Source organism: Streptomyces sp. NPDC046465, assembly GCF_040646035.1.
In the GTDB taxonomy this organism is placed as follows: Bacteria; Actinomycetota; Actinomycetes; order Streptomycetales; family Streptomycetaceae; genus Streptomyces.
In genome coordinates this window covers 83,305-100,135 of record NZ_JBEYZK010000009.1, presented here as the reverse complement: position 1 = coordinate 100,135, position 16,831 = coordinate 83,305, and the positions used below count along the sequence as shown (strand labels likewise).

General features: G+C 72.2%; 15 protein-coding genes. 12 read left to right on the top strand and 3 right to left on the bottom strand.

All coding sequences use genetic code 11. From position 1 onward, the window contains the following. Positions 1–15: 15 nt before the first annotated feature. Positions 16–933 carry an SDR family oxidoreductase gene (locus ABZ953_RS15830; protein WP_361722982.1) on the bottom strand — a complete coding sequence of 306 codons (918 nt, stop codon included), beginning with the start codon at positions 931–933 and terminating at the stop codon, positions 16–18. 223 nt (positions 934–1,156) lie between these two features. Here ABZ953_RS15830 and ABZ953_RS15825 point away from each other — a divergent pair, with 223 nt between their 5' ends. Then, the gene (locus ABZ953_RS15825; protein ID WP_361722979.1) at positions 1,157–2,083 is read left to right on the top strand and encodes a LysR family transcriptional regulator; all 927 of its coding nucleotides are present in this window, start codon (positions 1,157–1,159) and stop codon (positions 2,081–2,083) included. On the opposite strand, the gene ABZ953_RS15820 is transcribed toward ABZ953_RS15825, so the two are convergent. Next, a complete protein-coding gene (locus tag ABZ953_RS15820; protein ID WP_361723536.1) occupies positions 2,073–3,110 on the bottom strand; it encodes an NAD(P)/FAD-dependent oxidoreductase in 1,038 nt (345 codons plus the stop codon). The genes ABZ953_RS15825 and ABZ953_RS15820 overlap by 11 nt on opposite strands. 163 nt (positions 3,111–3,273) lie before the next feature. On the opposite strand from ABZ953_RS15820, the gene ABZ953_RS15815 reads away from it, so the two are divergent. The 10 genes from ABZ953_RS15815 (at position 3,274) to ABZ953_RS15770 (ending at position 14,380) form a co-directional block, all read left to right on the top strand. Continuing rightward, a complete protein-coding gene (locus tag ABZ953_RS15815) occupies positions 3,274–3,891 on the top strand; it encodes an XRE family transcriptional regulator (protein WP_361722976.1) in 618 nt (205 codons plus the stop codon). 88 nt (positions 3,892–3,979) lie between these two features. Beyond that, positions 3,980–4,948, top strand: coding sequence for an NADPH:quinone oxidoreductase family protein (locus ABZ953_RS15810; RefSeq protein ID WP_361722973.1), 969 nt, complete (start codon positions 3,980–3,982; stop codon positions 4,946–4,948). Beyond that, on the top strand, positions 4,945–6,132 hold the full coding sequence (locus ABZ953_RS15805; protein ID WP_361722970.1) for an acyl-CoA dehydrogenase family protein: 1,188 nt from the start codon (positions 4,945–4,947) through the stop codon (positions 6,130–6,132). Before ABZ953_RS15810 ends, ABZ953_RS15805 begins: the two co-directional genes overlap by 4 nt. Next, positions 6,129–7,256, top strand: coding sequence for an acyl-CoA dehydrogenase family protein (locus tag ABZ953_RS15800; protein WP_361722967.1), 1,128 nt, complete (start codon positions 6,129–6,131; stop codon positions 7,254–7,256). The genes ABZ953_RS15805 and ABZ953_RS15800 overlap by 4 nt, the downstream gene beginning before the upstream one ends. Before the next feature lie 174 nt (positions 7,257–7,430). Further along, positions 7,431–9,020 carry an ABC transporter substrate-binding protein gene (locus ABZ953_RS15795; RefSeq protein WP_361722964.1) on the top strand — a complete coding sequence of 530 codons (1,590 nt, stop codon included), beginning with the start codon at positions 7,431–7,433 and terminating at the stop codon, positions 9,018–9,020. Between the two features lie 59 nt (positions 9,021–9,079). Next, positions 9,080–10,045: an ABC transporter permease gene (locus ABZ953_RS15790; RefSeq protein WP_361723533.1), complete on the top strand. Its 966-nt coding sequence runs from the start codon at positions 9,080–9,082 to the stop codon at positions 10,043–10,045. Next, positions 10,038–10,904 (top strand): ABC transporter permease, encoded by an 867-nt coding sequence (locus ABZ953_RS15785; protein WP_361722961.1) that lies wholly within the window; start codon positions 10,038–10,040, stop codon positions 10,902–10,904. The genes ABZ953_RS15790 and ABZ953_RS15785 overlap by 8 nt, the downstream gene beginning before the upstream one ends. A 44-nt stretch (positions 10,905–10,948) precedes the next feature. Then, on the top strand, positions 10,949–11,860 hold the full coding sequence (locus tag ABZ953_RS15780) for an ABC transporter ATP-binding protein (protein WP_361723530.1): 912 nt from the start codon (positions 10,949–10,951) through the stop codon (positions 11,858–11,860). After that, positions 11,853–12,518, top strand: a complete 666-nt coding sequence (locus ABZ953_RS15775; RefSeq protein WP_361722958.1) for an ATP-binding cassette domain-containing protein — start codon at positions 11,853–11,855, stop codon at positions 12,516–12,518. The genes ABZ953_RS15780 and ABZ953_RS15775 overlap by 8 nt, the downstream gene beginning before the upstream one ends. Before the next feature lie 104 nt (positions 12,519–12,622). Then, positions 12,623–14,380, top strand: a complete 1,758-nt coding sequence (locus tag ABZ953_RS15770; RefSeq protein WP_361722955.1) for an RICIN domain-containing protein — start codon at positions 12,623–12,625, stop codon at positions 14,378–14,380. A gap of 22 nt (positions 14,381–14,402) precedes the next feature. On the opposite strand, the gene ABZ953_RS15765 is transcribed toward ABZ953_RS15770, so the two are convergent. Then, on the bottom strand, positions 14,403–15,191 hold the full coding sequence (locus tag ABZ953_RS15765; protein WP_361722952.1) for a DeoR/GlpR family DNA-binding transcription regulator: 789 nt from the start codon (positions 15,189–15,191) through the stop codon (positions 14,403–14,405). Positions 15,192–15,493: 302 nt separating this feature from the next. Between ABZ953_RS15765 and ABZ953_RS15760 the strand changes: the two genes are divergently transcribed. Beyond that, positions 15,494–16,831 (top strand): MFS transporter, encoded by a 1,338-nt coding sequence (locus tag ABZ953_RS15760; RefSeq protein WP_361722950.1) that lies wholly within the window; start codon positions 15,494–15,496, stop codon positions 16,829–16,831.

Here is a 16,831-nt window from a genome sequence, read left to right as displayed (position 1 = left end):
CCAAGCCACCTCGGATCACTTTCCGAACGCGTCCCGGCCCAGCTGTTCGCGCACCGTCACCACCGGCGGACTCACCAACGTCCTGCGCTGCCAGTTCGCGCCGTCGACCACCAGGGTGTGGCCCGTGATGAAGCGGGCGTACGGCGAGGCCAGGAAGGTGGCGGCCCAGCCCAGTTCGCGGGGCAGCCCGACGCGCAGGGCGGGCTGGCGGACCGCCTTGTCCCTGGCCAGGTCGAGGGTGCCGCGGATGTCCGCGGTCATGTCGTCGTGCGGCATCAGACCCGGCACAAGGCCGTTGACCTGGATGCCGTACGGCCCCCACTCCACGGCGAGGGTCTCCACCAGGCTCTTCACACCGGCCTTGGCCGCCGCGCTGTGCGCGAACCCGGGACCGCCCGTCCAGGCGTACGACGCCCCGACGTCGATGACCGAGCCCGGGGTGCCGGCCGACAGATGGCGGCGGCCGAACTCGCGTGTCATCAGGAACGTGCCGGTGAGCGTGGCGTCGACGACGGAGCGCCAGGCGTTGGGGGACATGTCCTCGGCGGGTACGGGGAAGTTGGCGGCCGCGTTGTTCACCAGGACCCCCGGCAGGCCGTACGCCTCCCGCGCCACGTCGAAGACCTCACCGACGCGCTCGGCGTCCCGGATGTCGCAGACCGCGGCGGTCACGCGCCCGCCCAGTGCGGCCAGTTCGTCGCGCGCCGCCCGGAGCCTGTCCTCCTTGCGGCTCGCGATCACCAGGTCGGCGCCGAGCCGCGCGAACTCCGCCGCGATGGCCTTGCCGAGCCCCGTTCCGCCGCCCGTGACCAGGACGACCGTGCCGTCGTACGTGCCCGGGGGCAGCGCGGAGGCCCCCCACGGGGGAGGGGGCGGCAGTCCGGGCAGCAGTGCGCCGTCCTGCCTCGCGTCGTCCGCCTCGTCGTCGGTCATGCGCGTATCGATACCTCGTACGCGATGAAACCTCCATGCCCGCGGCGCAGGCGCGCGAACGTGGAGAGGGTCGGCACCCGGCACATTCCCCGACACCGTCCGGAGCGGTGCCGGGGCCCGGCCGGGTTGCCGCCCCTGGGCCCGGACTGATCGTCCCGCCGAGCCGACACTCAAGTCAATCCTCGGGTTTTCTTGCCCACCCCCAAGCTGTAGCTTCACGCTCATGACCCTCGACGACCTCCGAGTCTTCGTCGCAGTCTGCCGTTCCGGCAGTCTGAGCGCCGTCGCACGCGAACTCACCTGCACCCAGTCCGCGGTGAGTCAGCACATCAAGCGCCTGGAGCGGGAGACGGGCATCGCCCTGCTCGAGCGGCACCCGCGCGGGGTCGTGCCCACCCCCGCGGGGCGGCTTCTGCACACCGCGGCCGCCGGGGGCCTCGGCGACATCGACCATGCCCTGCGCAGGCTGCGCGATCTGGTGCACGGCGAGACGGGTTCGGTGCGCATCACCACGGGCTCCACCACCGTGCGCCACTTCATGTCCGGCGCCGTGGTGGACTTCCGGCGCCACCACCCCAATGTCAGCCTGGAGTTTGAGACGACCCACTCCAGCCGCAGCTGCTTCGACGCCCTCCTCGCGGGCGGCCTCGACCTCGCCTGGATCACGCTGGGCGAGCCGGTGCGCGGCATCGAGCAGCGGCCCGTCGTCGAGCTCCCCTGGGTCCTCGCCCTCGCCGCCGCCGACCCCCTGGCCGCCAAGTCCCGCATCGACACCGCCGACCTGGCGGACATCAGCCTCATCGGCCTGCCCGAGAACGCCACGTCCCGCTCCCGCCTGGACGCCTGGCTCGCCGCGTCCGGCACCGCGCCCACCTCGGACACCAGCGTCGCCGACTGGGACACCGCGATCCTCCTCGCGGAACTCGGCCTGGGCCACGCCATCGTCCCCGACCTGCCCGCCTGGCACGGCCCCGCCCACCCCGGCCTGCGGCTCATCCCGATCCCGGACCTGCCGACGCTGTGGACCGGCTGGGCGGTGCGCCGCTGGGACGCCCTCTCGCCACTCGCCCGGGCCTTCGCGGACACGGTGGAGGAGCACTGCGCCGTCACGTTCGCCGACGGGACTTCCGGCACAGGCCCTAGACCTTGACCCCGTGCGCGTGCTCGCCCGCCACCGCACGTGCCACCGCCGCCTCGGCCGAGGGCGTGAAGACCCCGGCCCGGCGCCGGGCCGCCGACGCCTCGATGTCGGTCATGACGAGCTCGGCGTTGACCGTCGCACCGGCCCGGTAGCCGGCGCTCGCCGCGTTGATCACCTGTTCCGCGGGGCCCGCGGCGTTGCCGACCGCCCAGACGCCCGGGACGCTGGTGCGGCCGGTCTCGTCCACCGCCGGGTAGGGGCCGAACGGCGTGTCTCTGAGCTCGGCGCCGAGTGCGCCGAGGAGTTCGTCGCGGGCCACCGGCTTCGCGGGCACGAACAGCACCGAGCGGGGGAAGACCCGGCCGTCGGCGAGCCGTACGCCCGTCAGCCTGTCGTCCTCGACCGCGAGGCCCGCGACCTCGCCCTCCACGACCTGCACTCCGGCGGCCGTCAGGCGTTCCCACTCCGCGTCGGGCAGGTCCCGCACGGTGTGCAGGAACAGCGTCACGTCCTTGGACCACTGCGTGACGAGCAGTGTCTGGTGGCTGACGAAGGGATCGGGGGCGAGCACGGCGAAGGCCTGGTCCCGCACTTCCCAGCCGTGGCAGTACGGGCAGTGCAGCACGTCGCGCCCCCAGCGCTCGGGAAGGCCCGGCAGGGCGGGCAGTTCGTCCACGAGGCCCGTCGCCACGACGACCCGGCGCGCGTGCACGGCGCCGCCGCCCGCGAGCGCGACGTCGAACTCGCCCGCGCCGTCCGGCGTCACCGCACCGACGCGGTCGCTCACCATGCCCACCCCGTACCGCTCCAGCTCCCGTCGGCCCTCGGCGAGGAACTCGGCGGGCGGCATGCCGTCCCGCGACAGGTAGCCCTGCATGTGGGCGGCGGGGGCGTTGCGCGGCTCGCCCGCGTCGACCACGAGGACGCTCCGGCGGGACCTGCCGAGCACGAGCGCCGCGCTCAGGCCCGCCGTGCCACCGCCGACGACCACCACGTCGTACGCCCGGTCCTGCCGGGTGCCGTGGTTCTGGGGCATGTCGTGGCGGTCGGGGGTGTCGTGCTGGCTCTCCATCGTGCTCCGCCTCTCGTTCGTGTTCCGGTCCACGGGGACCACCTCCTTGTCTCAGGACCATGGCCCGAGTCGTGCGGTATCGACAAGTGTCTTTGCCGTTCCGGCAAGAAGCGGCATGATGGAGGGCATGAAAGAAGAAGACGAGACGGCAGGGTCGGAGTCGATGGATGAGGTCCTCACCGAGGTGGGGCCCCGGCTGCGCCGCATCCGCAAGGAGCGCGGCGCCACGCTCGCGGGCCTCTCCGCCGCCACCGGTATCTCGATCAGCACCCTGTCCCGCCTGGAGTCCGGCCACCGCAGGCCCAGCCTCGAACTCCTGCTTCCCATCGCCCGCGCCCACCAGGTCCCCCTGGACGAGCTGGTCGGCGCCCCGCCGGTGGGCGACCCGCGCGTGCGGGCCAAGCCGATCGTCCGGCACGGCCGCACCATGCTGCCCCTGACCCGGCAGCCCGGCGGGCTCCAGGCGTACAAGGTGGTCGAGCCCGCACGCGCGAAGGCGGCGCCGGATCCGCAGACCCATGAGGGGTACGAGTGGCTGTACGTGCTCTCCGGGAAGCTGCGCCTGATCCTCGGTGACCACGACGTGCTGCTCGGACCGGGAGAGGCGGCGGAGTTCGACACCCGGGTCCCGCACTGGTTCGGGGCGACGAGCGAGGCGGGCGCGGAGTTCATCAGCCTCTTCGGGCCGCAGGGGGAGCGCATGCACGTACGGGCGCGGCCCACCCGTAAGGGGCACACGGGCTGACGGTCGGCCCGAACTGTTCCCTTGGGGGCAAGCGACCGCTTAGTATGCGGTGGAGCCCGGTCTACGACAGCCCCCGTGGAGGCCCCGCATGCAGGCATGGCAAGTGCACGAGAACGGCGAGCCGGGCGAGGTGATGCGCCTCGCCGAGGTGGACCGCCCCGCGCTCGGCGAGGGGCAGGTGCTCCTGAAGGTGCGCGCCGCGAACATCAACTTCCCGGACGCGCTGCTCTGCCGGGGGCAGTACCAGGTCAGGCCCCCGCTACCGTTCACACCAGGCATGGAGATCTGCGGCGAGACCGAGGACGGTCGGCGCGTGATCGCCAACCCCGTGCTGCCGTACGGCGGTCTCGCCGAGTACGCGGTCGCGGAGAGCGCGGCGCTGCTGCCCGCCCCCGACGGCCTCGACGACGCGGAGACCTCCGCGCTCCACATCGGCTACCAGACCGGCTGGTTCGCCCTGCACCGCCGCGCGCACCTCCAGGCGGGCGAGACGCTCCTGGTACACGCGGCCGCGGGTGGCGTCGGCAGCGCGGCCGTGCAGCTCGGCAAGGCGGCGGGCGCCAAGGTCATCGGCGTCGTCGGCGGCGAGGACAAGGCCGGGGTCGCGCGCGAGCTCGGCTGCGACCTCGTCCTGGACCGGCGCACGGATGACGTGATCGGCGCCGTCAAGGAGGCGACCGAAGGCCGCGGCGCCGACGTGATCTACGACCCCGTGGGCGGCGACGCGTACGCCAAGTCCGCCAAGTGCGTGGCCTTCGAGGGGCGCATCGTCGTCATCGGCTTCGCCAGCGGCTCCATCCCCGCGCCCGCGCTGAACCACGCCCTCGTGAAGAACTACTCGATCGTGGGGCTGCACTGGGGCCTGTACAAGACCAAGGACCCGAGCCTGATCCTGCGCTGCCACGAGGAGCTCTCCGAGCTCGCCGCCAAGGGCGCCATCAAGCCGCTGGTGAGCGAGCGGGTGCCGATGGCCGACGCCGCTTCCGCCGTGCAGCGCGTCGCGGACGGCACCACCACGGGGCGGGTCGTCGTCCTCCCGCACGGAGGTGCCGCATGACCGACGCAGCCGAACTGCGCAGCCGCACCCAGGAGTTGCTCGCCGCCCACCCGCCCGCCACGGTGGACCGCGCCGACTTCCTGGGGGCCCGCTTCGATGCCGGGCTCGCCTGGGTGCACTACCCCGAGGGCCTCGGCGGACTCGGCGCGCCGCGCTCGCTGCAGGCCGTCGTGGACGCCGAACTGGAGGCCGCGGGCGCGCCCGACAATGACCCGCGCCGCATCGGGATCGGCCTCGGCATGGCCGCGCCGACCGTGCTCGGCTTCGGCACCGACGAGCAGAAGGGCCGCTTCCTGCGCCCGCTGTGGACCGGCGAGGAGGTGTGGTGCCAGCTCTTCAGCGAGCCTGGTGCGGGCTCCGACCTCGCGGCGCTCGGCACGCGCGCCGTCCGTGACGAGGCGACCGGCGACTGGGTGGTCAACGGCCAGAAGGTGTGGACCTCCAGCGCCCACAGCGCCCGCTGGGCCATCCTCATCGCCCGCACCGACCCGGACCTGCCCAAGCACCGCGGCATCACGTACTTCGTGTGCGACATGACCGACCCGGGCGTCGAGGTGCGGCCGCTGCGCCAGATCACCGGCGAGGCGGAGTTCAACGAGGTGTTCCTCACCGACGTGCGCATCCCCGACGCGCACCGGCTCGGTGCGGTCGGCGACGGCTGGAAGGTCGCCCAGACCACGCTCATGAACGAGCGCGTCTCCATCGGCGGCATGCGCATCCCGCGCGAGGGCGGCATGATCGGCACGGTCACCAAGACCTGGCGCGACCGCCCGGACCTGCGCACCCACGACCTCCATCAGCGGCTCCTCAAGCTCTGGGTGGAGGCGGAGGTGGCCAGGCTCGCCGGGGAGCGGCTGCGCCAGCAGCTCGTCGCGGGACAGCCGGGCCCCGAGGGCTCCGGCATGAAGCTCGGCTTCGCCCGCCTCAACCAGGAGATCAGCGGCCTGGAGGTGGAACTCCTCGGCGCCGATGGGCTGCTGTACGACGACTGGACGATGCGCAGGCCCGAGCTCGTCGACTTCACGGGCCGCGAGGCGGGCTACCGCTATCTGCGCTCCAAGGGCAACAGCATCGAGGGCGGGACCAGCGAGGTCCTGCTGAACATCGTCGCCGAGCGCGTCCTCGGGCTGCCCGCCGAGCCGCGCACCGACAAGGACGTCGCGTGGAAGGACCTGGCCCGATGAGTACGCAGACCACGCAGAGCGCTCAGCCCGACCTGCTCTACTCCGAGGAGGAAGAGGCGCTGCGCTCGGCCGTGCGGGGCCTGCTCGCCGACCGGTGCGACGCCGCCACGGTCCTCGCCCGCATCGAATCCCCGGCGGACGGCTCCCCGCACGACCGTGAACTGTGGAAGGCGCTCACCGACGGCATGGGCCTGGCCGGGCTCCTCGTCCCGGAGGAGCTGGGCGGCCAGGGCGCCACGCACCGCGAAGCGGCCGTCGTCCTGGAGGAGTTGGGCCGCGCGACAGCGCCCGTGCCCTACCTCACCAGCGCCGTCGTCGCCACGGAGACGCTGCTCGCCTGTGGCGGCGACGCGGCCACCGAGCTGCTCCGCGAGCTCGCCGCCGGTCGCACGGTGGGCGCGCTCGCGGTCGGGCTCGCCGTCGCGCCGGGTGACGCGGTCGAGGGCGTACGGGAGGAAGGCGGCGCCCTGCGCGGGGAGTTGACCGCGGTCGCGGACGCGGCGGGCGCCGATGTGCTGCTCGTCCCGGCCGGTGGCGCGCTCTTCGCCGTCGACACGGCGCAGGACGGCGTCACCGTCACCCCGCAGACCTCCCTCGACCTCACCCGGCCGCTCGCCACGGTCACTTTCCAGGCGCCGCGCGCGCGGCGCCTCGCGGGGGACGCGGACGCGGCCGTACGCCGGGGTCTGCGGGCCGGCGCCGCGCTGCTCGCCTCGGAGCAGCTCGGCATCGCCGAGTGGTGCCTGACGGAGACCGTCCGCTATACGAAGGAGCGGCACCAGTTCAACCGGCCCGTCGGCTCCTTCCAGGCGCTCAAGCACCGGCTCGCCCAGCTGTGGCTGGAGATCGTCAACCTCCGTGCCGCCGCCCGCAACGCCGCCGACGCCCTCGCCACGGACAGTGCGGAGGCGGATCTGGCGACCGCCCTCGCGCAGGCCTGCGCGGGCGCCGTGGCGGTGCACGCGGCGGAGGAGGCGCTCCAGCTGCACGGCGGTATCGGCATGACCTGGGAGCACCCGGTCCACCTCTGCCTGAAGCGCGCCAAGGCGGACTCGATCGCCTACGGCACGGCAGGACGCCACCGCGAGTCGCTGGCCGCCCTGGTGGGCCTGCAGGCTCCCTGACCCTGGACCTGCAGGCTCCCGGACCCCTCGTACGCCCCCGGCACACACCCCACCGGTGAATTTCATGTAGCCCGCACCTACCCGGTGCGGGCTGCGCGTTTTACGCCCCCATTACGTCGTGCATAATTGCGAACTGTTCGCAACAACGGTTGATCTTCAGTAGGGGTGTGGAGCATGAGGGCCCGATCGATACGGGGCGCAGGCGCGGTGGCGACGGCGGCCGCGATAGCGGTCGCCGCCTCCGCGTGCTCGGCGCCGGGCGACGGCGACAGCGGCGCGAAGGACTCCGCGGTCGTCGGCATCGCCTACGAGCCCGAGACCCTCAGCCCGCTCCTCGGCTACGGCAAGGACGGCAACTCCAAGATCTTCGACGGCCTGCTCACGCACGACGCCGACATGAAGCTCAAGCCCGCCCTCGCCGCCGAGCTGCCCAAGGTCGCCGACGACGGCAAGACCTACACGTACAAGCTCCGCGAGGGCGTCAAGTTCAGCGACGGCAAGCCGTTCTCCGCCAAGGACGTCGTCTTCACCTACGAGACGATCCTCGACAAGAAGACGAACAACGCGTCGAAGACCGAGCTGGACGCTGTCAAGAGCGTCGAGGCCAAGGGCGAGGACACCGTCGTCTTCCACCTCAAGTACCCCTACGCGCCGTTCGCCGAGCGCACCGTGCTGCCCATCGCCCCCGAGCACGTCGCGGGCAAGCAGGACGTGAACACCGGCGACTTCACCACCAAGCCGATCGGCACGGGACCGTACAAGCTGGTCAAGTGGTCCAAGGGCGAGAAGCTGGCCTTCAAGGCCAACCCCGGCTACTGGGGCGGCGCGCCGAAGGTCAAGAACTTCACCATGGCGATCATCAAGGACGACGACATCCGCGCCACCCGGCTCGACGCCGGTGAGCTCGACGGCGCGATCCTGCCGCCCAACCTCACCAAGAAGTACAAGAGCGACAGCGGCAAGAACACCTACGCCGCCAAGACCTTCGACTACCGCGTCGTGACCCTGCCCACCGGCAACAAGATCGCCGGTGACACCGACGTCCGCCGCGCCCTCGACGTCGGCGTGAACCGCAAGGCCATGGTCGACTCGATCCTGTACGGCGAGGGCAAGGAGGCCTACGGGCCCGTCCCGACCGACAGCCCCTGGTTCACCAAGGGCACCGAGCGGAAGTTCGACGCCGACCGGGCGAAGAAGATCCTCGACGACGCAGGATGGAAGCCCGGCAAGGACGGCATCCGCGAGAAGGACGGCGTCCCGGCGAAGTTCCCGCTCTGGTACCTCTCCGGCGACAAGCTCCGCCAGGACCACGCCCTCGCCTACGCCTCCGACGCCAAGAAGATCGGCATCAAGGTCGAGGTGCAGTCCGGCACGTGGGAGGTCATCCAGCCCCGCATGCCCAAGGACGCGGTCCTCGCCGGCGGCGGCTCCCCCGCCGACCCGGACTTCGACCAGTACACCCTCCTGAAGTCCTCCCTCGCCGGTGACGGCTTCAACAACATGGCGCACTACGACAACCCCAAGGTCGACAAGGCCCTGGAGGACGCCCGCAAGAGCGGCGACCACGCGAAGCGCCAGGCCGCCTACGACGCCGTCCAGCGCGAGCTCGTGAAGAACCCCGGCTACACCTTCCTCACGCACATCGACCACCTCTACGTCGTCGACAAGAAGTTCGGCGACCTGAGCACCCAGATCGAGCCGCACGACCACGGCCTGGCCTCCGGCCCCTGGTGGAACGTCGAGGACTGGCAGCCGAACAAGTGACATCAGCGATAACGGAGGCCCCCGGGGAGGCGACGCGCCGTCGCCTCCCCTGGGGGCCGATGGCGCGCCTCGCGGGCCGACGGCTGCTGTTCGCCGTCCCCGTGCTGCTCGTCGTCACCTTCGGCGTCTTCGCCGTCGCCGCCGCCTCGCCCTTCGACCCCGTCAAGGCGTACGCGGGCACCGCCGGGCTCACCGCGTCGCAGGAGAACCTCGACCAGCTGCGCGCCAACCTCGGCGTCGACAGGCCGCTGACCGCCCGCTGGTGGGACTGGCTGACCTCGGCGCTCTCCGGTGACTTCGGGGACTCGAGCACCCTGCGCCAGCCCGTCGCGGACGCCATCGGTGAACGCATCGGCTGGTCCGTGCTGCTCGCCGCGACCGCCTTCGTCGTCGCCATCCTGCTCGGCACCGCGCTCGGCGTACTCGCCGCCCGCAGGCCCGGCGGCTGGGTCGACCGCGCCGTGACCTCCCTCGCGTACACCCTCGAAGCCGCGCCGCCGTTCTGGCTCGGCCTCCTCGCCGTCTGGCTGTTCGCGCTGAAGCTCGGCGTGCTGCCCTCGGGCGGACTCACCGACACGGCCAGCTCGACCGTGACGGCCGGACAGGTCGCGAGCCACCTGGTGCTGCCCGCGGGCGTCCTCGCGGTCTCGCAGATCCCGTGGTTCGTCCTGTACGTGCGCCAGGGCGTCGGCGACGCCCTGGGCGACGACCCCGTGCGCGGGGCACGCGCGCGTGGCCTCGCCGAACGGACCGTGCTCCTCGGGCACGCGCTGCGCTCCGGCATGCTGCCCGTGCTCACGCTCATCGGCTCGCGCGTCCCCGAACTCATCACCGGGGCGCTCCTGGTGGAGACCGTCTTCAGCTGGCCCGGCATCGCCGCGGCCACCGTGCAGGCCGCGACCTCGGTGGACTTCCCGCTGCTCGCCGCGCTGACCGCGCTCGCCACGGCCGCGGTCCTGCTCGGCAACCTCGTGGCCGACCTCCTGTACGGCCTCGCCGACCCGAGGGTGGGATTCGATGGCTGACACCGTATGGCGCGCCCGTGGCGGCGTGCGCCGCTCCACGCGCGCGTGGCGGGTGCGTTCCTCCGCGGTCGTCGTCGCCGCGGTCGTCCTCGCCGTCCTCGTCGTGCCGCCGCTCGTCCACCTCGACGAGCAGGCCGTCGACCTCGCCTCGAAGCTTCGGCCGCCGTCCTGGCAGCACCCCTTCGGCACCGACGACGTCGGCCGCGACCTGCTCCTGCGCTGCGTGTACGGGCTGCGCGTCTCGCTGCTCGTGGGCGTCGTCGCGGCGGTCGTCGCCACCGTCATCGGCACGGCCGTGGGCGCCCTCGCGGCCGCCTCCGGAGGCTGGGTGGACCGGGTCGTGATGCGGCTCGTGGACGTCTTCTCGTCCGTGCCGCACCTGCTGCTCGGCATCTTCATCGTCGCGATGTTCCGGCCGGGCGTCTGGCCCGTCGTCGTCTCCGTGGCGCTCACGCACTGGCTGTCCACCGCCCGCATCGTGCGCGCCGAGGTCCTGTCGCTGCGCTCACGGCCCTACGTCGACGCGGCGATCTCCGGCGGCGCCTCCCGGCTGCGCGTCACGGTGCGCCATCTGCTGCCCGGCGTCCTCCCACAGGCCGGACTCGCCGCCGTCCTGATGGTGCCGCACGCCATCTGGCACGAGTCCGCGCTGTCCTTCCTCGGCCTCGGCCTCCCCAGCCACCAGGCGAGCCTCGGCAACCTCGTACAGAGCGCGCGCGGTTCGCTGCTCGCCGGTCAGTGGTGGCCGACGCTCTTCCCCGGCCTGTTCATCATCGTGCCCACCCTGGCGATCGCGGGCCTCGCGGGCGCCTGGCGGGAGCGGATCAACCCCCGGCGCCGATCGGAGCTCATGCTGTGACGGTCCCCGTCCTCTCCGTGAACGGTCTCTCCGTACGGTTCCGCATGCGCGGCGGCCGGCACGTCAGCGCCGTCACCGACGCCACCTTCGACCTCGCGGCGGGGGAGTGCCTCGCCCTGGTCGGCGAGAGCGGCTGCGGCAAGTCCGTGCTCGCCTCCGCACTCCTCGGCCTGCTCCCGGAGAACGCGGAGACCGCCGGGAGCGCACAGCTCGGCGACACCGATCTCCTCACCGCCGACGAGCGCACCCTGGCCCGCACCGTGCGGGGGCGGCGCGTCGGCCTCGTACCGCAGAGCCCGGCCGCCCATCTGACGCCGGTCCGTACCGTGCGCTCCCAGCTGGAGGAGACCCTGCGTGAACTCGCCGGGGTACGCAGGCCGCGGCTGCGGGCGGCGGCCGAAGCGGCCGCCGAGCGCGCCGCGTTCCCCGTGGGACACCTGGACCGCTACCCCCACGAACTCTCCGGCGGCCTCGCCCAGCGCGCCGCCACCGCGCTCGCCCTCATCGGCGACGCGCCGCTGCTGCTCGCCGACGAGCCCACGACCGGTCTCGACCGCGACCTCGTGGACCGCACCGTCGACGAGCTGCGCCGGCACGTCGGCGACGAGCGCGCGCTGCTCCTCATCACCCACGACCTGGCCGCCGCCGAACGGATCGCCGACCGGGTCGCCGTGATGTACGCGAGCCGCGTCGTCGAACTCGCCGACGCCACCGACTTCTTCGGCACGCCAGGGCCCCGGCACCCCTATGCCCGCGGCCTCCTGAACGCCCTGCCGGAGCGCGCCTTCACGGCCGTCCCCGGCATGCCGCCCGAGCTGTCCGAGCTCCCCGAGGGGTGCGCGTTCGCGGCCCGCTGCGACCGCGCCGACGAGGCGTGCCGCGCACTGCCCGCACTCACCGGCGGCACGGCCTGCCACCACCCCCACGCGGACGTGCTGGAGGCGCCCCGTGCTTGAACTGCGCGCTGTCACCGCCGGATACGACCGGCGCGCCCCCGTCGTCCGGGACGTGGACCTCACCATCGCCCCGGGCGAGTCCGTCGGACTCCTCGGGCCCAGCGGTTGCGGCAAGTCGACGCTCGCCCGGGTCGCCGCGCTGCTGCACCGCCCCGACGCCGGGCAGGTCGTCATCGACGGCGAACCGGCCAGGGGCTGGCGTCACCGTGCGCCGCGCGAGCAGCGGACGGCCTTCGGTGTCGTCTTCCAGCAGCCGCGGCTTTCGGCCGATCCACGGCTCTCCCTCACCGATCTGATCGCCGAGCCGCTGCGGGCGGTGGGGCGGGCCGGTGACGTCGCCGACCGCGTTCCGGGCCTTGCCGCCCGCGTCGGCCTCGGCACGGAGCTCCTCGGCCGCCGTCCGCACGAGGTCAGCGACGGCCAGTTGCAACGGGCGTGCCTGGCCCGCGCGTTGGTGCTGCGCCCGCGCTGGCTCATCTGTGACGAGATGACGGCGATGCTGGACGCCTCGACGACCGCGGCCCTGGTCCACGTGGTGGAGGAGTACCGGGCGGAGTCCGGGGCGGGGCTGCTGGCCGTGGGCCACGACCGGGTACTCCTGGAGCGGTGGTGCGACCGCACGGCGCACTGGGACGAGCTGACGGCTCGCTCCGGCTGACGGCTCGCTCCGGCTGACGGCTTGCTCCGGCTGACGGCTCGCCCCGGCCCGTAGGGGAAAAACCGGATACCGGCGTCGCCCCTGGTCACGTAGGGTTTCGAGACGTGATAGCCAACAGACAGTCAGGGCCCCCAAGTTCCGTCAAGGCGGCTCTGGCGGTGCTCCTCTCGCTGGCCGCGCTCGCTCTCGGCCTCGTCGCCGCGGGGCCTGCCGCGGCTCAGCCCAACACGATGGAGGGGCCGTTGACGCGGCTCTCCACCGAGCAGGCGAAGAAGTTCCACCTCAAGATCGACCGCAAGTCGATGTACGACAACAACGGCGCCGCGATCCGCGGCGTGGAGAAGACCGGCGCCGTCACCAAGGTCTCCCCGGTCGACGTGGCGACCTCGGGCCAGCACACCGGCCGCTCGCTGTGCCACACGACGGGCATCAACGGCACGTTCCAGTACAGCGGCTTCTGCTGGGACAAGGACGACGACCTCACCAGCTCCTACGACCCCAAGGGCGGCTGGCATCCGCAGGGCCTGACCGCCTCGCACGACGCGCAGCCCGGCGGCACCGTCGACGGCCACCACCTCTACGCCGCCTCGTGGTACTACGGCATGGGCGAGGGCAAGCGCAACCTGCTCGGCCGGGTCTCGATCGTCAACTCGACCGGTACGGCGTGGAGTTACGGGCACGTCATGCTGGTCATGCCGACGGGCGACGAGAACAGCGGCGACTTCTCGGCGGTGAACAACGTCCACGCCGACGGCATGGTCTGGTACGGCAACAAGCTGTTCGTGGCCAACGGCGGCGAGCTGCAGGTCTACGACTTCCAGCACCTGTGGAAGATGAAGAAGAGCGCCGAGCACACCGGCATCGAGAACGGTGCCTCCTCGGCCCGCTGGCACCAGTGGGCGCTGCCCATGGTGGGCCGCTACACCCTCAACGACCGGGCCGGGGAGAACGAGCGGTACTGCCCGTCCCCGCCGTCGCCTGACCGGACCTGCCTCAGCTCCCTGAGCCTGGACCGCAGCGGGCCCGTCGACCACCTGGTGTCGGGCGAGTACTACACGGACGCGGCCGGTCCGGTCTCCCGCGTCGCGCGCTGGCCCCTGAACCCGGACACCGCACTCCCGGTCGCGGACAACGGCGACACGGTCGGCACCGCCACGGCCGACGCCGCCTTCAAGGCGCCGGTCCGCCAACTGCAGGGCGTGGCCACCGACGGCACGTACTACTACCTGTCGGCCCAGTGCCCCAAGGGGTACATGGGCGATGCCGACCCGATCGACCAGGGCTCGTACTCCTGCATCTACCAGGCGCGGCCAGGTGAGACGGGAACCGTGCTGACCAGATCGCCGAGCCTGACGCAGAACCTGTCCTACTCGCCGTCCTCCGGACGACTGTGGGGCTCCAACGAACTCACCGGCAAACGGGTCGTGTTCTCCCTCAAGCCCAGGGCCGCCGACGGCAGCGTGTACCTGCGCAACTCCTACAGCGCCCTGTGCGCGGGCGGCGCCAGCAAGACCACGAACAGTGCGCCCGTCATCCAGTGGGGCTGCGACAAGTACCAGGACGAGCGGTGGGTCTTCGAGAAGACAGCCGACTCCAACGGCAAGACCGCGTACTTCGTGCGCAACGAATACTCGGGCAAATGCATGGGCGTCGGCTCCAAGCTCACCGACGGCGCGGGCGCGATCCAGTACACGTGCAACGGAGCCGTCGACGAGAAGTGGTGGTCCGACGGCACGACGCTGCGCAACGTCTACTCCGGCAAGTGCCTCGCCCTCGGCGCCAACGCCACCAAGGGATCCCAGTTGATCCAGTACACGTGCAACGGCAAGCAGGACCAGAACTGGGAGCAGATCGCCCGCTGAGGCGGACCTGGAAGCCGCGGAGTCAGCTCCGCGGCACGACCCGTACCTCCGTGCCGCCCCGACGGATCTCGCGCGCCTCGTCCCGCGCGAGCCCGTCGTCCACCACCAACAGGTCGAAGTCGGACAGCGGCGCCAGCGCGTACAGGCCGTCGCGGGTGAACTTGGTGTGGTCGGCGAGCAGCACCCGGCGCGTGGCCGCCGCCATCATGGCGCGCTTGACCTGCACCGTCTCCGGTGACGTGTGATAGCAGCGGCCACGCGTCACCGCCGTCGTCGACATGAAGAGCACATCCGCCCGGAACGCCTCCACGCTGTCCGCGGTGTGCAGGCCCATGAACGCGTCGTACGCCGGGAAGTAGCTGCCCCCGAGCGCGATCAGCGAGACGCCCGGCTCCTTGGCGAGGGCCGTGATGGCGGGCAGCGAGTTGGTGATGACCGTCAGCGGGGTGCGCTCGGTGAGCAGGCGCGTCAGATGCAGACAGGTCGTGCTGTCGTCGAGCAGTACCGTCTGGCCCGGCACCAGCTCGCGTGCGGCGGCGCGCGCCAGCTGCTGCTTCGTCTGCGCCATCGTCGACATGCGCTCCGCGACACTGCCGTGGAACTGCGCGGACGGCAGCCCCGTCGCCCCGCCGCGCACCTTGCGCAGCCAGCCCTGGGACTGCAGGAAGTCCAGGTCGCGGTGGATCGTCATCAGACTGACGCCGAACTCGGCGGCGAGGTCGGCGGCGCGCACGAAGCCGTTCGCGACCACTGATTCGCGGATGCGCCCGCGCCGGGCCTCCCGCACGTCCGTCCGGTCCGCCGTCGTCATACCGCTCTCCCGCTCGTACCGGCCTGTCGCCCCTCGTACCGGCCTGTCGCCCGTCGTACCGGCCTGCCGCCCGTGTGAAATCTCCGAGTGATGATCGCATGGATTTCACACGTCGTGCGGATGCCCGGCGAGCCGCCGCCCAGCTGGGAGCCGGGGGGCCCAAGTCCTCCTCACACGGCGAAAGACCCTTGTCACGGGAGATGCGGAGAGACGATTGACGGCGGATTTCGGCCAGCTGTTAGCTCGGACCTGCCCGCACTCGCCGCCGTCATCGCCGCCGTCATCGCCGCAGGGGAGCTTCAATGACGAACACCCCGAGTTCCGTCTTCACACGACTCGGCATACCGCCCGCCCTCTCCTGGGGGTACCTGGGGCTCCTTGTCTTCATGACCGGCGTCGGCATCGAGGCCGGCTACCTCTCGCCCTACCTGGAGAGCCTCGGCATCCCGGCGTCCGGCGTCGCGATGGTGTTCACCGTGTACGGCGTCACCGGCGCCGTCGCCGCCTGGTTCGCCGGGGCCCTCTCCGACCTGTGGGGCCCGCGCCGCGTCATGTGGCTCGGCCTCGCCGCCTTCGCCGTCACGCACGTCTTCTTCCTGACGGTGGCGATCCCCAGCAAGGCGTACCCGCTGCTCCTGCTCGGCTACGGACTGCGCGGGCTCGCCTTCCCGCTCTTCGCCTACGCCTTCCTCGTCTGGATCGCGGCCGTCGCCCCGCAGCGGCAGATGGGCAGCGCGATGGGCTGGTTCTGGTCCGCGTTCTCCGCGGGCCTGCCTACGCTCGGCTCGCTCACCGCCGGCCTGCTGATCCCGCACATCGGCGAGCTCGGCACCCTGTGGGCCGCCCTCGGCGTGGTCGTCGCCGGCGGACTGCTGCCCCTCCTGCTGATCCGCGAGCGCACCGGCTCCGCGCGCCTCGCCCCGGCGGGGGAGAGCCCGCTGGCCGGACTCGTCGGAAGCCTGACGATCCTCGGCCGCGACCGGCGGGTGGGCGCGGGCGCGGCGGTACGGATGCTCAACACCGCCTCGCAGTTCGGCTTCCTGGTGATGCTCCCCACCTGGTTCGTCAAGGAGATCGGGCTGAGCAACGGGCAGTGGCTGCAGCTCCTCGCCCTCATGTTCGCCACCAACATCGTCACGAACCTCCTCTTCGGGATGGTCGGCGACAAGGTCGGCTGGCGCACCACCGTCGCCTGGTTCGGCGGCGTGGGCTGCACCCTGTCCACGCTCGTCCTGTACTACGTCCCCTCCGCCGTCGGCCCGCAGTACGCCCTCTGCGTCCTGGTCGCCGTCCTGTACGGCGCCACGCTCTCGGGATACGTCCCGCTCTCCGCGCTGATGACCGCCATCGCGCCCACCCACAAGGGCCAGGCCATGGCCGCCCTGAACCTCGGCGCGGGCGCCTCCACCTTCGTGGGACCACTCGTCGTCAGCCTCTTCCGCGGGCCGCTCGGGGTGGGCGGCGTCGTGTGGATCTTCGCCGGGTTCCACGCGGTCAGCGCGCTGCTCACGCTCGCCCTGCGGACCACCGCCCCGGACGCGCCGGTTACCCCCGCGGCCGACTCCGCGGTACGCCTGCCACAGCCGCTTCCCACCGACGGCCGGGGACCCGTCGGCGCACCCGCCACGAAGGGACTGTGA

Coding starts and splice junctions, on each gene's coding strand:
- ABZ953_RS15830 (WP_361722982.1), bottom strand. CDS start 933: ATGACCGACGACGAGGCGGACGACGCGAGGCAGGACGGCGCACTGCTG.
- ABZ953_RS15825 (WP_361722979.1), top strand. CDS start 1,157: ATGACCCTCGACGACCTCCGAGTCTTCGTCGCAGTCTGCCGTTCCGGC.
- ABZ953_RS15820 (WP_361723536.1), bottom strand. CDS start 3,110: ATGCCCCAGAACCACGGCACCCGGCAGGACCGGGCGTACGACGTGGTG.
- ABZ953_RS15815 (WP_361722976.1), top strand. CDS start 3,274: ATGAAAGAAGAAGACGAGACGGCAGGGTCGGAGTCGATGGATGAGGTC.
- ABZ953_RS15810 (WP_361722973.1), top strand. CDS start 3,980: ATGCAGGCATGGCAAGTGCACGAGAACGGCGAGCCGGGCGAGGTGATG.
- ABZ953_RS15805 (WP_361722970.1), top strand. CDS start 4,945: ATGACCGACGCAGCCGAACTGCGCAGCCGCACCCAGGAGTTGCTCGCC.
- ABZ953_RS15800 (WP_361722967.1), top strand. CDS start 6,129: ATGAGTACGCAGACCACGCAGAGCGCTCAGCCCGACCTGCTCTACTCC.
- ABZ953_RS15795 (WP_361722964.1), top strand. CDS start 7,431: ATGAGGGCCCGATCGATACGGGGCGCAGGCGCGGTGGCGACGGCGGCC.
- ABZ953_RS15790 (WP_361723533.1), top strand. CDS start 9,080: ATGGCGCGCCTCGCGGGCCGACGGCTGCTGTTCGCCGTCCCCGTGCTG.
- ABZ953_RS15785 (WP_361722961.1), top strand. CDS start 10,038: ATGGCTGACACCGTATGGCGCGCCCGTGGCGGCGTGCGCCGCTCCACG.
- ABZ953_RS15780 (WP_361723530.1), top strand. CDS start 10,949: ATGCGCGGCGGCCGGCACGTCAGCGCCGTCACCGACGCCACCTTCGAC.
- ABZ953_RS15765 (WP_361722952.1), bottom strand. CDS start 15,191: ATGACGACGGCGGACCGGACGGACGTGCGGGAGGCCCGGCGCGGGCGC.
- ABZ953_RS15760 (WP_361722950.1), top strand. CDS start 15,494: ATGACGAACACCCCGAGTTCCGTCTTCACACGACTCGGCATACCGCCC.